18 protein-coding genes are annotated in these 17,441 nt (G+C 37.4%); 13 read left to right on the plus strand and 5 right to left on the minus strand.

All coding sequences use genetic code 11. The features are described 5' to 3' along the window. Position 1: 1 nt before the first annotated feature. Positions 2–1,054: a restriction endonuclease subunit S gene (locus tag GJU43_RS03595; protein ID WP_154339463.1), complete on the plus strand. Its 1,053-nt coding sequence runs from the start codon at positions 2–4 to the stop codon at positions 1,052–1,054. A 156-nt stretch (positions 1,055–1,210) separates the two neighbouring features. Here GJU43_RS03595 and GJU43_RS03600 read toward each other — a convergent pair whose 3' ends face one another. Together GJU43_RS03600 and GJU43_RS23040 are read right to left on the minus strand one after the other, a co-directional pair. Beyond that, the gene (locus tag GJU43_RS03600) at positions 1,211–2,968 is read right to left on the minus strand and encodes a UvrD-helicase domain-containing protein (RefSeq protein ID WP_229654993.1); all 1,758 of its coding nucleotides are present in this window, start codon (positions 2,966–2,968) and stop codon (positions 1,211–1,213) included. A gap of 2 nt (positions 2,969–2,970) precedes the next feature. Then, complete coding sequence (locus GJU43_RS23040) at positions 2,971–5,238, minus strand: ATP-dependent endonuclease (RefSeq protein WP_229654994.1); 2,268 nt, start codon at positions 5,236–5,238, stop codon at positions 2,971–2,973. Between the two features lie 573 nt (positions 5,239–5,811). On the opposite strand from GJU43_RS23040, the gene GJU43_RS03610 reads away from it, so the two are divergent. The 12 genes from GJU43_RS03610 (at position 5,812) to GJU43_RS03665 (ending at position 15,068) form a co-directional block, all read left to right on the plus strand. Further along, the gene (locus tag GJU43_RS03610) at positions 5,812–6,189 is read left to right on the plus strand and encodes a single-stranded DNA-binding protein (protein WP_154339464.1); all 378 of its coding nucleotides are present in this window, start codon (positions 5,812–5,814) and stop codon (positions 6,187–6,189) included. A 43-nt stretch (positions 6,190–6,232) separates the two neighbouring features. Beyond that, entirely contained in the window at positions 6,233–7,306 is a 1,074-nt protein-coding gene (locus GJU43_RS03615; protein WP_154339465.1) for a DUF932 domain-containing protein, read from the plus strand. Between the two features lie 53 nt (positions 7,307–7,359). After that, positions 7,360–7,557 (plus strand): DNA-binding protein, encoded by a 198-nt coding sequence (locus tag GJU43_RS03620; protein ID WP_154339466.1) that lies wholly within the window; start codon positions 7,360–7,362, stop codon positions 7,555–7,557. Positions 7,558–7,569: 12 nt separating this feature from the next. Then, positions 7,570–7,764, plus strand: coding sequence for a hypothetical protein (locus GJU43_RS03625; RefSeq protein ID WP_154339467.1), 195 nt, complete (start codon positions 7,570–7,572; stop codon positions 7,762–7,764). A gap of 12 nt (positions 7,765–7,776) precedes the next feature. Continuing rightward, positions 7,777–8,376: a PRTRC system protein E gene (locus GJU43_RS03630; protein ID WP_154339468.1), complete on the plus strand. Its 600-nt coding sequence runs from the start codon at positions 7,777–7,779 to the stop codon at positions 8,374–8,376. A 25-nt stretch (positions 8,377–8,401) separates the two neighbouring features. Beyond that, complete coding sequence (locus tag GJU43_RS03635) at positions 8,402–8,620, plus strand: PRTRC system protein C (RefSeq protein WP_154339469.1); 219 nt, start codon at positions 8,402–8,404, stop codon at positions 8,618–8,620. 17 nt (positions 8,621–8,637) lie between these two features. After that, positions 8,638–9,813 carry a hypothetical protein gene (locus tag GJU43_RS03640; protein ID WP_154339470.1) on the plus strand — a complete coding sequence of 392 codons (1,176 nt, stop codon included), beginning with the start codon at positions 8,638–8,640 and terminating at the stop codon, positions 9,811–9,813. Continuing rightward, entirely contained in the window at positions 9,810–10,538 is a 729-nt protein-coding gene (locus GJU43_RS03645; RefSeq protein ID WP_154339471.1) for a PRTRC system protein B, read from the plus strand. Before GJU43_RS03640 ends, GJU43_RS03645 begins: the two co-directional genes overlap by 4 nt. Further along, complete coding sequence (locus GJU43_RS03650) at positions 10,535–11,341, plus strand: PRTRC system ThiF family protein (RefSeq protein ID WP_154339472.1); 807 nt, start codon at positions 10,535–10,537, stop codon at positions 11,339–11,341. The genes GJU43_RS03645 and GJU43_RS03650 overlap by 4 nt, the downstream gene beginning before the upstream one ends. Positions 11,342–11,700: 359 nt before the next feature. Then, positions 11,701–12,012, plus strand: a complete 312-nt coding sequence (locus GJU43_RS03655) for a hypothetical protein (RefSeq protein WP_154339473.1) — start codon at positions 11,701–11,703, stop codon at positions 12,010–12,012. 85 nt (positions 12,013–12,097) lie between these two features. Further along, positions 12,098–14,269, plus strand: a complete 2,172-nt coding sequence (locus GJU43_RS03660) for a TonB-dependent receptor domain-containing protein (protein ID WP_154339474.1) — start codon at positions 12,098–12,100, stop codon at positions 14,267–14,269. A gap of 4 nt (positions 14,270–14,273) precedes the next feature. After that, positions 14,274–15,068, plus strand: a complete 795-nt coding sequence (locus GJU43_RS03665) for a cation transporter (RefSeq protein WP_154339475.1) — start codon at positions 14,274–14,276, stop codon at positions 15,066–15,068. Between the two features lie 318 nt (positions 15,069–15,386). Here the strand turns inward: GJU43_RS03665 and GJU43_RS03670 are convergent, their stop codons facing one another. The 3 genes from GJU43_RS03670 to GJU43_RS03680 all read right to left on the minus strand — a co-directional run bounded on the left by GJU43_RS03670 (position 15,387) and on the right by GJU43_RS03680 (position 17,441). Next, a complete protein-coding gene (locus GJU43_RS03670; RefSeq protein ID WP_195760014.1) occupies positions 15,387–15,893 on the minus strand; it encodes a sigma factor-like helix-turn-helix DNA-binding protein in 507 nt (168 codons plus the stop codon). Between the two features lie 125 nt (positions 15,894–16,018). Beyond that, on the minus strand, positions 16,019–16,471 hold the full coding sequence (locus GJU43_RS03675) for a response regulator transcription factor (RefSeq protein WP_154339477.1): 453 nt from the start codon (positions 16,469–16,471) through the stop codon (positions 16,019–16,021). Positions 16,472–17,000: 529 nt separating this feature from the next. Then, on the minus strand, positions 17,001–17,441 hold the full coding sequence (locus tag GJU43_RS03680; protein WP_154339478.1) for a DUF3872 domain-containing protein: 441 nt from the start codon (positions 17,439–17,441) through the stop codon (positions 17,001–17,003).

The raw sequence follows: 17,441 nt of genomic DNA on the forward strand, positions 1-17,441 counted from the left end.
AATGGACTTAAGAGATATTAAGTGGAGTGAATTCAATTTAAACGAAATTTTTCCAAGTATTCAAAGAGGAAAACGATTAAAAAAGGATGACCATAAAGCAGGTAATCAACCTTACATTTCATCAACTGCTTTAAATAATGGTGTTGATGGTTTTATTGGAAATACTGAAAATGTTAGAAAATTTGAAAAGTGTTTAACAATTGCTAATAGTGGTAGTGTAGGCGCAACCTTTTTTCAGCCATTTTCATTTGTAGCTAGTGATCACGTTACCAAACTTGAGAATAAAGATTTTAGTAAAAACGTTTACTTATTTATATCAAGTATTGCAAAAAGACTAAATGAGAAATATGGTTTTAATAGGGAAATAAACGACAAAAGAATTCAAAGAGAAAAAATTTTGTTGCCTGTAAATTCCAAAGGTAAACCTGATTATGCTTTTATGGAAAAGTATATAGAGTTTAAAATGCATGAAAAAAACAAACAAATTGAAAATTACATTACTAAAAAATTAGAACAAGTAAAAGATTTCAAGGAGGTTGAAACACTTAATGAAAAAGAGTGGGGAGAATTTTTTATTGAAGATGTTTTTAATATAAAGGCTGGTAAAAGACTGACAAAAGCGGATATGTTTAAGGGTGAAACCCCATTTATTGGTGCATCTGATTCAAATAATGGGATTACAAACTTTGTCTCAAATATCAATTCTTCTTTAGATTCGAATGTTTTAGGAGTAAACTACAACGGAAGTGTTGTAGAAAATTTTTATCATCCTTACAAAGCTATATTTTCTGATGATGTAAAAAGATTAAGCCTAAAAGAAGTAAAAGGAAATGAATTTTTATATTTGTTCATAAAAACAAGTATTTTAAACCAAAAGTCCAAGTTTCAATATGCCTATAAGTTTAATGAAACCCGGATGTTAAGACAAAAGTTATTATTTCCGATAAATAAAAATGGGCATATCGACTATGACTATATGGAAAACTACATAAAGAAAATAGAATACGAGAAACTCACAAACTACATTAAGGTCAAAACCGCTAAGAACCAATAACGAAGACACTATATAATAATTTTTTTTTGCTTGTGATCGTGTCTAGGATAAGTAGGCTTTTCAATCTTTTACTTTTAAAAATGCGCGTCTTCACAAAATAGAATTAAAATAGAGACTTTCTCTAGCCGTTTATGTACTTTTATGATGAACAGCTACTTAAATGGGCTGTACTATTTCACCAAACCAGCGCTGTAAGCCTAGAATAGCATTAGCCGATAATTCTTGTGTAAATAAAAGGCTTAGACGATGCTTAGGTCGAGAACACGCAACATAAAAAAGATTTCTGTTTCTTTCAAACGCATCTCGATTGGCCTCAGGTACATTTCCGGAGTTGACATGCTCAAGCATCTGATTCCAATTATAATGATTCCATCCCCTTCCAAACACAACAATTACGTTGTCAAATTGAGCGCCTTTGACTCCGTGCTTCGTGGAATATATGGTTTTGTCATCTATGTATTTCGCCAAATTACCAATTTCGGGATAAGGAATTGTGCGAATACCATCATATTTCGTTAGGAAATTTTTATCCTCGTCACTACGCTCTGATTCGGGCTGAAGTCGAACCGTCGCTATGCGGTTTTCACGCTCATCGATTTTCTTTGACAGCCTTGGTTTTGAAGTCACTTTAAGCAAATCTATAACGCTGCCAATTGTACCATTGGTACGCTCATCATTTAACTGCATCATAGCGTCATGCCAGACCTGCTTATCACTATGTCTTGTAATTCGATTGGTATTAATTCTAAATGCTTCTATCAGTAAGCCATAACGCTTTTCTAAAAATGCCGCAGCACCTATCTCTACCGTGTCGGTTAAAAATGAAATGTATTCGTTGTTCTTTTTCAGGTAATCATCTGAGTCAGAAAATGCAGAGGAAACAGTTTGATATCCTTGTTCAGAAGCAAGAACATTGTTTGTCAGCATTAATATTTTTGTAGTTTCAGGAGAAATATTCCATCCTGATGCCCGCAGGAGTTCTTTGAGTGTTTCCAAGCGTTCATGCGCTACATCTTCGGGTAAATCACCATTCCAGTGTGCTCCAATACGTCGCTCTCCAGTAAAATTATTTGTATGATAAACACTGATTTCGCCAGCAGAATTTGGGTCATGTTCGTGTTGAGGTAATTCAGGCCGCATATTATTTAATACATCAACAATGCTTTTATCCGATCTGAAATTAGCCTGCTTTCCGATTGAAAGTAATTTACCATCTGTAGCTTGTATCAATCCGCACGAGCTTGAACCATATATTTTTTGCCAGTGGTCTCCAAAAAAACCAATCAATGGTCCTTCTTCGGTTTCGATAAAATTCTCCACCAATGTATTTGCTAAAGATAAGTTCGTATCTTGATATTCGTCAATCAATAGCACCGGATATTTGTTTGCAAATATCTTTCTAAATTTTACGTCGCTTAATAGTGATGTAAAAAGTTTAATTACATCGTCATGATGCAAGAAAATCTCCGTGTCAGTAATTTTGGGATATCCCAAATTATAAATGACTTTTTGGTCAGTAATACCACCGGCCTCTTCAATTCTTGCAACCCATTTCTCCCCCAAGGCAGATATCCTATCACGTAAAGGTTTTTGAAAAACCTGCATGACTTGCCAAGCAAAAGCATGAATTGTATCGGCGATTATAACCGGATGATTGTCAGTACGAGATTTAATTTCATCTTTTGCGACATTAGTATAAGTGATACAAGCTATTTTTTTATTTGCTCTTTCAAACTCCGCTGAATATTTTGATATTAAATGTTTTAATGCTTTAATGAGCGTATATGTTTTTCCTGCGCCTGCACCTGCTTCAACAAGAAAATTTTTATGCTCATCAATCGCCTTGAGCACTTGCATTAAACATTCTTGCGATGCTTTTTCTGCCGGACTGGTTTGATCTTCTTCTGCCATCATTTTTATTGTACAAGTTCAACAATTGCTTCCTCAACTTCTTGTGAAGGCTTATTCGGTCTGAGTGCTAGCCATTGTAAACCTTCAACAATATATTTTGGTGCTTTCCAATCAGTTTTTTCCAATCCGTACTCTAAAGCGAAACCAGACTTATTCTTGTTGTCTGGCGCATTATCGTCAGCAAACTTCTCTATCTCTGAAACCGACACAGCTGTTACTGCAAATAGATCGCGATTGGCTAAAATTAAAGCTTCTTCGAAACTTCTTCCGCATCCAATAAGCCCATCCTCTGGGATTTGATAAGCAATCCGTCGGGAACCTGCAACTTTTTGATCAGCTGTTTTAGCTAAGCAATCAGCCATTGGGTAATAGCCGGCCGTACCTGGTGCGAACCAATTTTTTATTCCTGCATTTGAACTATGTGAGCCTTCGCATACAAGTGATCCTGGATATGTAGTTTTATTCTCCTTTACGGTGGAAACAACGGCATCAATGTCAGTGATAACGAGGCACCTCAGTTCTAAAAAGTCTAAAAATTTATAAAAATGGTGTGCATACGCACCACCAACTTCGATTACGCTAATGTATTGTGTCTCCAATGTAGGATAGTCTTCGACTGACAACGTGGTTTCGTCCAATGGAGCATTGTCAACTGCTTCTGCTGCCGTAATGGGAACTTCGTGAGTTGAAATCGCCTCGGGAGCGTTGGTATCCTTTTCAGCTTCTTTCTCTGTATCTGGAAGCTGAGCTTGAATTTCTCTGGTCACAGTAGCTTCTAGATCCTCTTCATCAATAACAATATCAGTTGAAGGATTTACAGTTAATTTGGCCTTCGTCATAGCATCGCTTTTGCTAATTAGTAAAGGCATCATTAGTCGCTCTGCAATACCTTCAATCAAAATGGCTTTATCTGCAAAGTAGAGATCACATTTTGTAAGAGTTAGATATTTGTGCAAAAATTCTTTGTCAACCTGAAGTTCATCAGCACGAAATTCTTTTCGCAGATCTTTTATTGTTGTTTCTCTTTGTTCATTATTGGAAGTTAGAAAATATCGTATAGCCTCAAATTCCGCTTCGTTGGCAATATGAGTTGAGTGTGTAGTTACAACAAATTGTACGGGCCAAGGTTTTCCTTCATTTAAAACATTTGAAAATTCTTCCGCAATTTCGTAAAGCTTCTTAATAAATATCTGCTGCATCTGTGGATGAAGGTGTGCTTCAGGCTCTTCAATAAAGATTATGTCTAGACTATTGCTAACCGGTCTACTTTGATATTGACGAAAAAACTCAAATAATTGAAACAAAATATAAATTAGATTTCTTGATCCAAGGCCATTGTATGTTTCTGGCAAGAATAGATTGTCGCCCTGATTGTATCTTATTTTGGTATGACTATCTAAGATGTTTGACACGTCTAGACGCGTTTCTGTGCTTAGGTTTGGGTCGGCCAAACCAGGGTAGCCAAATAGTGCTAACGCAGGAAGAAGTTTGTCAAGTTTTCCATTAAAATCTGTATCAACTTTTTCTTGAATTTCATCTATAATAACTTGCAGTGCCTCTGACTTTTCTTTCATGTCTTCAGGTGCTGAATCCGATTTTGATGTTTTAAAAAGTTGCGACAACACTTTACCTAGTACATCCTTTTCTGAATGTGTCACATCATCAAGGCCACGCTGTGCATTGATGAAACCTGCTCCAATAACGGCTTTAAATTTAGAGTGATCCATTGCCGCAACATTAGTTTCATCATTTGGGTCTTGTGCAAATATCTTAGCTTCAAAAAGATTAGGAATTTTTTCTCGTAATGACTTAAGAAATGCCGCAATGCTTTCAGCACTATCGTCAGTAGTTCCTTCAAATAAGTTATCTAATTTGCCATCTTTCAATGTGTATTGAACCAAGATAACGGCAGTGTTACTTGCTACGTTAAGATCGATAATAAAATCACTTAGTGCGCCCAAGTCTTCAGCGTCAATAGGATATTCAATTGTAATTTTAATTTCAATTGAGGGAATCTCAGCTCGAATTTCTTGATCATTTGCGCCGCTTAGCTTTTTCTGCAATGCAGATTTAAAACCTTCGATGGAAGAAATACTGAAATCAAAAAGAGAAAAAGTTGGGTTTTTATCCCCTATCAGCCTTCGGAAAATTTCGGTTAATGAGGTTTTTCCAGAATTGTTTCTACCTACCACGACGGTAGTGTAATCTTCTAAGCTAAGAACAACCTTCTTTAATAGCCTAAAATTTCTTATTTCTATTGTTTTAATCTTCATTACGCAAACTTTCTTAAATCAGGTTACTATCTAGTCAAAGATACCTAAAATTTAACAAAATGCTGTGCTAAAATAATCTTACAAGATCTCGATAAACATTAAGTACAGTTACACTAATTCAATGATTAATAGTTATTAAAACTGACTGTTTCGTATTTAGTACTACATCCTGCATCTATGTACATGTATTGATCTACAAACTTTTATTCCCTCCTGTAATTCATTCTTCCATCTCATTTTTAAATTCAATAACCAGTATGCTTTTGTCTCATTTCAGCAGCAAAGGTAACTCCGTGTCCTTAACGCAATAGCAAGGCCAGGCCCTTGAGGTTTAATAAAAAATCTCCACCCATCCGGGTTGTATTTTTTGTCAAAACCTTGCTATTGCTAGACACTAACCTTTTTATGCTCCCGAAACGAAACATAGCATACTCCGGCTCTTTAGACGAATAAAAAAAATGTCAGCAATGAAAAGTAAAATATTAAAGATGGATTTGATGAAACAAAACAGCACCTCCTCTCATTGCCGAATAAAATTTCAAAAAAAATTAATCACTAAAAATCTTAGGAATTATGAACATCACAGGAAGAGTGACAGCGGATGCGCAGGTACGCAACGTGTCGAACAGCAAAACAGTAGTAAACTTTTCGGTAGCCATCAACGACAGCTACAAGAACAAAGCGGGCGAACGCATAGAGCAGACAACGTATTTCGACTGCGCCTATTGGCTTAGTCCAAAAGTAGCGCAGATACTCACTAAAGGTACGGTGGTAGAACTGACAGGGAAAGTGAGCGCAAGAGCGTGGACAGGCAGTGACGGACAACCGCACGCAGGACTGAACTTCAACACCTCACAAATCAAACTGCACGGGGGCGGTAAAAAAGCAGAAGCGGTACAGGCTCCTTCAGAAAATAATAATGATGATACAAAGGACGACCTACCATCTTAACAACGAGCACCTAAATAATTCAAACAATTTAAAATTTAAAATCATGGCACATAATATCAATTTTAACAGCGAAACAGGACGTTATTCATTCTTTAGCGTAAAGGAAAAAGCTTGGCACGGACTAGGGCAAATTGTAGAGCAATACCCAACAAGCGAGGAAGCTATAAAATTTGCAGGGTTAGATTACGAAGTCGTTAAAAGTCCGCTATTTACAAAAGGTTCGGGTATTATTCAAACTGCTGACAGTATCGAGATTGGCAGTAATGAACTGGAAGTCCCTAATTATTTTGCCAATATACGCACGGATAACAATGCAGTATTGGGCGTGGTAGGCAAAGACTATCATATCGTGCAGAACCGTGAAGCATTTAACTTCTTTGATGCCATTGTAGGCGGTGGAGAGGGAATACTATATGAAACCGCAGGAGCGCTGGGTAATGGGGAACGCATATTTATCACAGCCAAACTACCCGACTATATCCGAGTTGGAAATGGCGATGATGTAACCGAAAAATACATTTTCCTGACCACTTCGCATGATGGTAGCGGAAGTATCACAGCCGCTTTTACGCCTATTCGTATCGTATGCCAAAACACGCTTAACGCCTCCTTACGCAGTATGACTAATGTAGTGCGTATCAAACACACTTCGGGAGCAAAACAGCGTATTGAGAACGCTCACAAGATTATGGGATTGGCGAACACCTTGAGCAGTCAGTTAGAGAACATTTTCAATGAATGGGCAAAAGTAAAGGTAACAGACCAAGAAGTAAGAAAGCTAATCCAATTGGCACTTTGTCCAAATAAAGAAACTTTCGATTTACTCAAAAAAGGTGCGGAAGATGAAATGTCGACCGTGTTCAAAAATACAGTTGAGGATGCTTTTGCATACGCTATGATCAGCGACACACAGCAGATGGAAACGACCAAAGGCACATTGTTCGGGGCATATAACGCTGTTACAGGCTACTATCAGAATGTCCGCAAATACAAAGACGATGAAGCCAAGTTGCAGAGCATTGTTTTGGGGGGTACTGCCCAACTCAAATCGCAAAAAGCATTTGACTTGTGTACAGGCTTTGCCTTGGATGGTGCAGAAATCCTAAACCTTAATTAGATAACCATAGGCTACCGCCTTAATCGGTGGTAGCCTGTTATAAAATAACTGATATGAAAGCAAAATCAATAGACGAAGCTAAAAGCATCGCCAAATCACAAAGCCTTGAAACGACATACAAAGACGAGGCTGTATATATCATTTACTGCAATAGAACCGAGTATTTCTATATAGATACCAATAGCCTTTTAAGGACTTGGGAACAGCTTACAGGCTATTACGAGAACGGAGTTTATACCGCTGAAAACTGAACTGATAAAGTGATGAAGATAACAGACTTGAACGGTTACCCTATTGAGGTGACCAACATTAAAGAAGCCATCAAAATGGCAGGGCAGTACAAGGAATACCGCCACGAGGATAAACGTTTCTCCGAGTTCGATAAAAGGCAGAAAACCTATTGGACAGATATGTACGAGAAACTCAGAGCCATTAAAAAACAATTAGACGACAATTAAAATTTTAGAACGATGAATGCAAATTTTTTCCATCAGATAGCGCAGTTGCAGATTACAGGTGATTTGCAACTCACAATATCAAAAGGAGCAGAAAACAACCTAATCGTATCGGTTATGCTCCAAAACGAACAATGCGGAGATAACGCAAAGAACATCATACCGCCGCTCAATCTTCGGGGAACAGCCGAAGAACTCGACAACGGTTTTTTCGAGAAGATAACCACACCCATACAAACCGCCTCTGGCTTAATGGTCGATATGGAAAGCTTTATGAAGCAGTTGGAAGAAACCAAAAAACAGTCGGCAATGGAAAAAGATAAAGCCGACAGGCAGAAGAAAGAACAGGAAGCCAAGGACAAGAAGTTCAAGGACGCAATGGCAAAAGCGGATGAACTTGAGAAAGAAGGAAAGCACCGTGAAGCGTGGGTAAAAGTACCCGAGATAACAGAATTCCCTGAAAAGGCTGACGAGCTACGCAGACGCAAAAGAGAACTGTCCGACAAGTTTTCTGCGCCAAGTCTTTTCGGAGCTATCGAGCAAGAAAATGCCGAACCCGCAAAAGCGGAAGCAGGAACTGCCGATTACTCAGCAGAAACTGCACAGGAAAACTAAATGTAATAACTTAAAATTCATCATCATGTTATTAGCAACGCAATTGGAAAGAGTGTTTATACTCAAAGATAAAGGACACGATATTATATTGACCGATCCCGAACCACGTTGGAGCATCGAAGCAGTACTAAATTTTTATGCCAACAGGTATCCCATTTTGACAACTGCCAAAATCTCTGCACCCGTTATCAGAGATGATGCGGTTGAATACAAATTTGAAAGTGTTATGGGAACTAAGGGTTAAACCAAATTTTTAAAGCAATGGAATATGCACAAACATATCATATCGGGAACAATCAAGCCACCCGAACAAAAAAGACAAAGGCAGTTGTACAAACAGCTCAGCGAGTTCGCCCAATGGATGCAAAAACCCAAAGATGCGAGCGAGGTTCAAAAAGACAAACGCAGGTCAGTACCTGTGGAAATGTTGCCAATGGTTTTCTAAAGACTTCGTTCCTGCCAAGGCTGAAAGAAACTGAAACGGTACAGGCTTGTATGGAAACAGCAAAAATGCACAAGGATTTTTACAAGTCGCTGTCATTACTTGCAGAGCATTATAATATTGAACCTATGCAAACCAACCAATTTGACTATCCGTACAATATGGCATTGGCTATAAGGGATATGGAAGAAAAGTTAAAGCAAAGTGTTCTGAATTGGCAGGAAATACGTTTGGTGCAGGACAGTAAGAAAACGTATTTTATCAGTGAGGAAAAATACAATACAGGCACTACCCTGTATTATATACCGATTGAACCGCTGTATCAGATGCTACACGACCCCAAGTATAAAAGAAACGCCCAACTGCTTATTTCTGTTTGTTCTTACCTATATCACATTGCTGATATTCCTTATTTCAGACAGGAAAACAGTTATCTGTACTGGATGTATGAAATGCACAAAGAGTGGGCGGAGCAGGACGATGAAACTGAAGAAAATGAGCCGTGTAAACTTGAGTTTGAAAAAGCGGAATTCATTGGAGATTATATCGAGCAAAAGATTTTTCACCCTATGAGTTTACAGGTATTTCAAAAGCGTTTAGACACTTTTAAAAGAAGTAATGCATTCGACCACGAATGTTGGCTGACAGCTTCTAATGCCTTTGCACTATTTACGGAATATCCAAAGGCAAGCATTTTCCGAAATGCTCCAATGCGGGAACAAGACCCTGATAATGACGACGACGACAATGAAACCATTGGTATGGAAAAGTATATTTCTTTTATATCGCACACAAAAGGATGGCTATACGAGAACCTTGCTCAGAGCATCAACAACGAGTTTAATGAATACGCAGAAATGCAGGAACCGACCATCTGCAAACGATTTGACACAAAAGCGGTAACGAAAAACACCCTTGATTTTGAGAACAGATTATTTGCCCTTTTGGACGATATATGCGATTTGCTTTATAATTATAAAACCACAAGAAAATGAAAAATACAATAGATATAACAGAAAGCTTTGGTACGTTGTACCATCCTAAATCTGCACTTGTTTTCTATGAAACCAAAGGAGCGGACAGCGATGTATATGTGGAGCATTTTGATATGGACAATAACGGCACTCCTGTTAATGCCCACCCACTCACAGAGAGGGAAGCAAAAGTATTGGCAAGGGCATTGGTAACAGAAAAGGACAAGGAACAAGATTTTTTAAAATCCAATGGGATTTTGGGGTCGAACATACTGCATATCAATCCTAATAAAGAGAAAGGTACTGTACTATGGCACTCAAAAGCACAAAAGCGACAACTGTATTTTGTGGAGAATTTGGATATACCCAACGGAATTGCGTATGTACCACCAATGATTTGGTATGCCAACAAAAACAGCCTTACGGTTTATGCACTTGTAAGCGATAGAAGACCAACAGAGAAAACACCTTTGTATTGCGCACCATTTTTTAACATCTACCAAGATGGGAAAGTATGTATGGGTTCGGTCAATATCAATATCAAAAACTCCGCTTCGATAGAAGAATTTACACTTGCTTGGGAAGATTACTTTTTCAACAGTTACTTCAGCCATTTACTAGGAAACAACAGTCCGATACAAGGCAATTGTGTAAACCTTTGGAAAGAGCTTATCCAAACGGGTAAACCTTTTCCTAAAGAAGTATTGAAAAAAAACAACAAAACACTTAAAAATCTATTGCCATGAATACCGAGAAAACAAAAATACATTTTACGGATAACTACCTCATAAATCCGACTAACCCTATCACTGTGAACATAATTGGTGCAGGAGGCACGGGTTCAAAAGTACTGACCGCCTTAATGGAAATGAACCACAGTTTAGTTGAACTTGGACACGCAGGACTATCCGTTCGCCTTTGGGACGACGATGTTATCACGACTGCCAATTTGGGCAGACAGCGTTTTGCCGAGTGCGAGGTTGGCTTATGTAAATCCGTTGCCCTGATAAACCGAGCCAATCGTTTTATGGGAACTTATTGGAAATCGGAAACGGTGAAATTTGAGAAAGATAGTTTGGGAAGACTGCCTCAAAATGCAGAGGCAACTATCTATATTACTTGTGTGGACAATGTACAGGCGAGGTTTGGCGTTGCTGAAATACTTAAAGAATTATGCAACCGTAGAAATCATAGAGATACGCCAAAATACTGGTTAGACTTTGGCAACAGCCAACATACAGGACAGGTCATATTATCCACTATTGGAGAAATTAAGCAACCCAACTCTGAGAAGTATGAAACGGTGGCAAGCCTGCCATTTGTTACCGAAGAATTTGGGGAATTGCTACTACAGTCCGAAGAACAGGACGACACACCAAGCTGTTCCTTAGCAGAAGCCTTGGAAAAACAGGAATTATTTATCAATTCTGCCTTGGCACAAATGGGATGTTCGCTGTTGTGGAGTTTGTTCCGCTACGGAATGACCGAGTACAGGGGTTTTTTCCTTAATCTTGGAAATTTTCAGTCACAGCCCCTCAAAGTCGCCTGATCCGAAAATCGGGCGGCAAAAAGACACTCCCTCCCAAAAGGTCGGGACAGTCTTTTTGCTTTTAAGCGGTGCACCCACTTTAATAAAAATGCACAATGCGCCATTTTATCAAACAGGCTGCGAAAATTTTATAAGGGATATGCAGTATCCCTTTTGTTATTTAAGAGAACTTCTTTTCTTTCCGTAAAAGCGGCCAAAGAAAAGATTCTGTGTTATAAACCAAATATATTTTTTAAAAAAGATAGAAATTTAATACTATCTCTTCTCTAATTCTCGCTATATATTATTTAAAAATAACAGTTGATGTTCTAATTCTTTATTACTATGTGAAATTGAGCATAAATTTATACATTTGCCAAATGAAAAATTTATCATTCATATTGGCTTTTATGGTGTTGATTCTATCAACAGCACCATCATGCTTAAGGGAAGATAGATGTATTAAACCTAGACAGCAAACAACACAAAACGACAAACAAGGAAAAGACGGTTGTACGAAATGTTGTTCGCCATTTATGAATTGTAATACCTGTATGGGGTTTGTAATGACCTTTTATCATTTTTCAATTATACATCCAGTCATAGAAACTGAAAAAAAAATAGCACTAAGTTTTATAAAACCTATTTCAGATTTCCCTTATTCTGTTTGGCATCCTCCACAACTTACTTAATGTGTAGCTCTTACAGCACAAATTAATTCGTAACGATGCTTCGCGTTGTTATCCTTATCTATTCACATTAAGTATCATCTTTACAATGAAAAAAAAACTCATTGTGTCATTTCTTATGGCACTAAACCTTTGTGCATATGCACAAAACACATTAAATATTGTTGTCAAAAGCATTGAAACAAATGAACCATTAAATGGTGTAACAGCATCTATAAAAGGAACGTCAATCGCCGCGACGTCTGACGAAAATGGGCAAATCACATTAGCAAATATTCCTGACGGATTACAGGGAATCAAATTCAATTATATGGACTTTAATGAACATATTGAAACCTTAGAATTTCCATTAAAGGACAAGAATGTTATTGAAATCTTACTTCAAGAAAGTTCAGAAGAATTGGATCAAGTAGTAATATCGTCTACAAGAAGTACAAGGAGCATACAAAATATTCCTACCCGGATTGAATTTATAGGAAGTGAAGAATTGGTGGAGAAGGGCAATATGAAACCTGGAGATATTCGTATGCTTTTAGCAGAAAGCACAGGTATTCATGTACAGACCACATCGCCAACAAGTGCGAATGCAAGTATTCGTATTCAAGGGCTTGACGGTAGATATACGCAAATCCTTAAGGACGGTTTTCCCATTTATTCTGGTGCATCAAGCGGATTGGGTCTTTTACAGATACCGCCACTTGACCTTAAACAGGTTGAGGTCATCAAAGGTTCGGCATCCACTCTATATGGTGGCGGAGCGATCGCTGGATTGGTAAACCTGATCTCTAAAACGCCAACTGAAGAAAGAGATTTACGTTTTCAAATCAACGGAACATCAGGCAGAGGTTTGGATATTAACGGTTTTTACGGGCAACGGTTCAATAAAATAGGAACTACTATATTTGCTTCGCACAATCGCAACGGAGCTTACGACCCTGCTCAAATTGGCTTTTCTGCCATTCCACAATTTGAACGCTACGTACTGAATCCTAAATTATTTGTTTATTTCAATGATAAAACGAAAATGAATTTTGGCATCAATACAACCATTGAAAACCGTTTAGGAGGAGATATGCTTTACATTAAAGGTAAGGGAGATAACCTCCATCAATATTTTGAGAAAAACAAAACACAACGCTATTCAACACAATTTGTATTAGACCATTTGATTACTCAAAACAGTTCTTTTCAAATCAAAAACAGTGTAAGTTATTTCAATAGAAATATAACCATTCCTGACTATGAGTTTGAGGGATCGCAAATAGCCACTTTTACCGAAGCCAATTATACCAGCAGTACAGAAAAATCGGAATGGGTAGCAGGAATTAATATATGGACAGATAATTTTAAGGAAAAAGAGTTCACTGCTTTTCCGTTAAGAGATTACAACCAAAGTACAATCGGAGCTTTTGTACAAAACTCATGGAAAGCTACAGATTGGCTTAATTTAGAAGCAGGTATCCGTACAGACTACGTTGTGGATTATGGGGCAGTATTCTTACCGAGAGTTTCAGCTCTTTTCCAAATTGCCGAGGGTCTAACATCAAGAATTGGAGGCGGATTTGGCTACAAAACACCTACTATATTTACGGAAGAAAGCGAACGTATACAATATCAAAACGTATTGCCTATCGACGATAAAACCAATAAATTGGAAAAAAGCTACGGTGCAAATGCAGATATTAATTATCGCATTCGTATTGGAGAGGAATGGTCATTCAGCATAAACCAATTGTTCTTTTATACATACTTGGATAATCCTTTATTACTTGAAAAACCATCTACAAATCTGTATCAGTTCGTAAATTCACCGGGCTACATTCATACCAAAGGAACAGAAACTAATATTAAAATCGGTTATGATGACCTGAAATTGTTTTTAGGTTACACTTATACAGATGCCCGACTAAAGCAATACGGAACAAATACCGAAAGTCCGCTAACACCTAGACACCGCATTAATTCTGTACTGATGTATGAAATAGAAGATAAGTGGAAAGTTGGTTTGGAAGCCTATTATTTCAGTCCTCAAAAACTAAATGACGGGACTATGGGAAAGGATTATGTTATTTGCGGATTGATGGCTGAAAAGATTTGGGAGAGATTTTCTCTATATGCCAATTTTGAAAACTTCCTTGATACACGACAAACTCGCTTTGACAGTATCTATACCGGAACAATAAGCAATCCCGTTTTTAAAGACATCTATGCCCCATTGGACGGGTTTGTAGTTAACATAGGTATAAAATTAAAACTCTAAGCAGATGAATAAAACCATATTCAATATAACTAAAATGGATTGCCCTAGCGAGGAGCAATTGATTCGTATGAAATTGCAAAATTTAGATACGGTAAAATCATTGGAATTTGATATTCCCAATAGAAAACTGGACGTTTATCACAATGAAAACCCAGGAACAATTTTATCCGCTTTGGAAGCACTGAACCTAAATACAACATTGATTTCTACTGAAGAAAGCCAAGCAGTCTTTGCAACAGATACAAACAATAAGCAACGGAAACTGCTTTGGACAGTACTGCTTATAAACTTCCTCTTTTTCGGATTCGAAATGTCGTTTGGTATTCTTTCTAATTCAATGGGATTGGTAGCGGATAGCTTGGATATGCTTGCCGATAGTATTGTTTATGCCCTGGCATTATTTGCCGTTGGTGGCACGATAGAAAGAAAAGGCAACATCGCCAAATTTGCGGGTTACTTTCAAATTCTATTAGCTGTTATAGGATTTATTGAAGTTATCAGACGTTTTATAGGAATAGAACAAATGCCCGATTTTAAAACAATGATTATCGTTTCTGTTCTGGCGTTGATAGCAAATGTATTATGTCTTTACCTATTACAAAAGAGCAAAAGCAAGGAAGCGCACATGCAGGCTTCCATGATTTTTACATCGAACGATGTCATTATTAATTCAGGTGTTATCATTGCAGCTATTTTAGTTAAGTTGCTAAATTCAAGTTATCCCGATCTTATTATTGGAGCGGTTGTATTCCTAATTGTGGCAAAAGGTGCGTATCGCATTCTAAAACTTGCAAAATAATAATGAAGGTTAACAGAATTGTTCGTGAGAAAGCATAACACTGCGGATGAATTTCTTATTGAGAATTCATCTTGTTTTGCATATTTATTATTGGGTAGCATATAAAACAGCTACCCTTTTTTCATTTTATTACATGGTTATTGTTTCTGTTGTAGTACTCTGATTGTGATAATTTGGGCAATAAGACGTATTTGATTTCCATAGGATAAGCTCTTTAAAGCAAAATCTATCTCACTTTTCCTCACTTAGATTATATTATACAAACATAGGAGAAGCAAAAGAACGCCGCAATTCGGACAGCTTTTTATAATTGTTATCCTATTTAACTGGGACTGTTTTCCAAACAGAAAAACCCTTAAAAAGATGTTCAATGTGTTCAAACTCAATAAAAGCGATCAGTTCATTTTTACACTTCCCTTTAAATCCCCTGAAACACTGAAAATCCTTGAGGGGGATATTTGCAAGTTCCCCTATGGTAGTAATCCCTAAAGCCTCGATTATAGTGAACATTCTCTTGCTGAAAGGAAAATGGGTATCATATAGCAATTTATTCAGGTCAGTTTCAGCTTTACTTCTTCTTTTTTTAATCCGCCCTGTTTCGTATTCAAAGTCCTCTTTTAACTGCTCTAATTTCTGTTTATAGTGGTCTATATCGTCAAGCAGTTCAGTAACACACTTCACTTTTTCAAATGTCCTTTCATATAATCTACGGACACTCTCGCCGGTGACCCCGTAATTGTCACCCAACTCCTTAAGGGTCATTTTATCTATCAAAAGTTTCTGGAGTATATCATATTCCTTTTCAGAAAGTACCTTTCTGGACATTTCGATATAAAATCTATTGGTACGGTCTATCAGTGTATTAGTTAACATCATTCGTAAGATTGTAGTTAAGTGTCGTCACAAAGTATATATAGTGCCGCACATTAAATTTGTAGCGTGCATCTGAATTAAGCCAAATCGCTGTTTCCTGCTAAGTAGGTTAAGGCAGTTTTACTTATTGTCTCGCTGAAATAATACTCTCCCTGATCCAGCTTGATTACAGCTTTTTTTAGTTTTTCAGGAGCAGAACCTTTCAGTACGTAGCCCCGAACGCCAAGGCTAAGCATTTCGATTATACTTTTCTTATTGTCAAGACTGCTGAAAACCAATATCTTGATCTCTGGGTATCTTTCTGCCATCTGCCTGGCTGTCTGGTAACCATCCATAACAGGCATGCTGATATCAAGAATACAAATGTCCGGCAGTACTTCCTGCATCTGCAAACCCTCGATTGCTTCCTGACCGTTAGCAGCCTGAAGCACCACTTTAAAATTACTATATTCCAAAAAATTTTGAAGGGATATTCTAAGACCTTCATGGTCATCAATTAAGGCAATCGTAATCTGATTCTCTTTTTCCATTATTCCTTATTTAATGTTGAACAAATTATAGAAAATAATGACCCATAATTTGTCGCCATAGGACTTTCGTCCTATATGTAGTGATTAAAGACTTTATTAATACTTCAGAGTAATAATAAAAGGTCTTTATAAATTACTTGTCGATAACTGAAAATATGTTCCTGCTTAGTTAAGTAGCCGTAATCGCCGTTCTATAAAAAATATGGCGCAGACCACTACACTTATCGGAACTGAGGCACTGGTATACCCGACCACGAATAAGCGAGCGCCCACGCCAATGGCATGAGCGTCCTTACTTATTTGTCTCGCGGTCTTTAAAAATTACCAGTTTTCAGTTACCGAGCCCTAAGCAAAAACACTAAATGAGTTTTCTATATTTTGTCCAAAGATAGTAACGTTTGTGAAGTTATCCAATGTTTCTTTAACAGAATCCATTAATAATTGACAATAAAACAACCCGAAGATGATCTCCGGGTTGTGCTTAAAAAAATCTAAATTTTACTGTTTATATTAAACTAATATTGTACTCTTAATCGCTACTGTTAAATTCAAAACTCAATTGTTTTTCATTCCCAAAGTTATCTGAAATCCACACTTCAAAAGACTGGGAAACGGTGGAGTTTGAAGTGTAATACAGTCTGAACTGTTCTGTTGGTATCGAATATAAATCATTTGGCTGGTAAGCCGGTTCATTGTAATAACGTAATGTGCCCTGTCCGTCGAATTGAAAATAGCGAATAAAATAGTGCGTACCTGTGTAATTACCTGTAGGCTCTATTGTTAACCTTATTTCTACGGTATCTCCAATGGCAATTTCCTTGGGTACGGGCATAACATTTACCTCAAATGGGAACTCATGCTGTATTTCCAGTTCTTCCTTATCACAGGATAAGAGTGTAGCAGAACTTAGCAGGACTGCCAGCAATATCGGCAGTAACCCTATTCTCAACTTATTAAAAAATGCTGTCAT

It is taken from the genome of Flavobacterium sp. LC2016-23, from assembly GCF_009674775.1.
In the GTDB taxonomy this organism is placed as follows: Bacteria; Bacteroidota; Bacteroidia; order Flavobacteriales; family Flavobacteriaceae; genus Flavobacterium.

What these genes read in the sequence shown, in the direction of transcription:
- GJU43_RS03595 (WP_154339463.1), top strand. Translation starts at nt 2, where the DNA reads ATGGACTTAAGAGATATTAAGTGGAGTGAATTCAATTTAAACGAAATT.
- GJU43_RS03600 (WP_229654993.1), bottom strand. Translation starts at nt 2,968, where the DNA reads ATGATGGCAGAAGAAGATCAAACCAGTCCGGCAGAAAAAGCATCGCAA.
- GJU43_RS23040 (WP_229654994.1), bottom strand. Translation starts at nt 5,238, where the DNA reads ATGAAGATTAAAACAATAGAAATAAGAAATTTTAGGCTATTAAAGAAG.
- GJU43_RS03610 (WP_154339464.1), top strand. Translation starts at nt 5,812, where the DNA reads ATGAACATCACAGGAAGAGTGACAGCGGATGCGCAGGTACGCAACGTG.
- GJU43_RS03615 (WP_154339465.1), top strand. Translation starts at nt 6,233, where the DNA reads ATGGCACATAATATCAATTTTAACAGCGAAACAGGACGTTATTCATTC.
- GJU43_RS03620 (WP_154339466.1), top strand. Translation starts at nt 7,360, where the DNA reads ATGAAAGCAAAATCAATAGACGAAGCTAAAAGCATCGCCAAATCACAA.
- GJU43_RS03625 (WP_154339467.1), top strand. Translation starts at nt 7,570, where the DNA reads ATGAAGATAACAGACTTGAACGGTTACCCTATTGAGGTGACCAACATT.
- GJU43_RS03630 (WP_154339468.1), top strand. Translation starts at nt 7,777, where the DNA reads ATGAATGCAAATTTTTTCCATCAGATAGCGCAGTTGCAGATTACAGGT.
- GJU43_RS03635 (WP_154339469.1), top strand. Translation starts at nt 8,402, where the DNA reads ATGTTATTAGCAACGCAATTGGAAAGAGTGTTTATACTCAAAGATAAA.
- GJU43_RS03640 (WP_154339470.1), top strand. Translation starts at nt 8,638, where the DNA reads ATGGAATATGCACAAACATATCATATCGGGAACAATCAAGCCACCCGA.
- GJU43_RS03645 (WP_154339471.1), top strand. Translation starts at nt 9,810, where the DNA reads ATGAAAAATACAATAGATATAACAGAAAGCTTTGGTACGTTGTACCAT.
- GJU43_RS03650 (WP_154339472.1), top strand. Translation starts at nt 10,535, where the DNA reads ATGAATACCGAGAAAACAAAAATACATTTTACGGATAACTACCTCATA.
- GJU43_RS03655 (WP_154339473.1), top strand. Translation starts at nt 11,701, where the DNA reads ATGAAAAATTTATCATTCATATTGGCTTTTATGGTGTTGATTCTATCA.
- GJU43_RS03660 (WP_154339474.1), top strand. Translation starts at nt 12,098, where the DNA reads ATGAAAAAAAAACTCATTGTGTCATTTCTTATGGCACTAAACCTTTGT.
- GJU43_RS03665 (WP_154339475.1), top strand. Translation starts at nt 14,274, where the DNA reads ATGAATAAAACCATATTCAATATAACTAAAATGGATTGCCCTAGCGAG.
- GJU43_RS03670 (WP_195760014.1), bottom strand. Translation starts at nt 15,893, where the DNA reads ATGTCCAGAAAGGTACTTTCTGAAAAGGAATATGATATACTCCAGAAA.
- GJU43_RS03675 (WP_154339477.1), bottom strand. Translation starts at nt 16,471, where the DNA reads ATGGAAAAAGAGAATCAGATTACGATTGCCTTAATTGATGACCATGAA.
- GJU43_RS03680 (WP_154339478.1), bottom strand. Translation starts at nt 17,441, where the DNA reads ATGACAGCATTTTTTAATAAGTTGAGAATAGGGTTACTGCCGATATTG.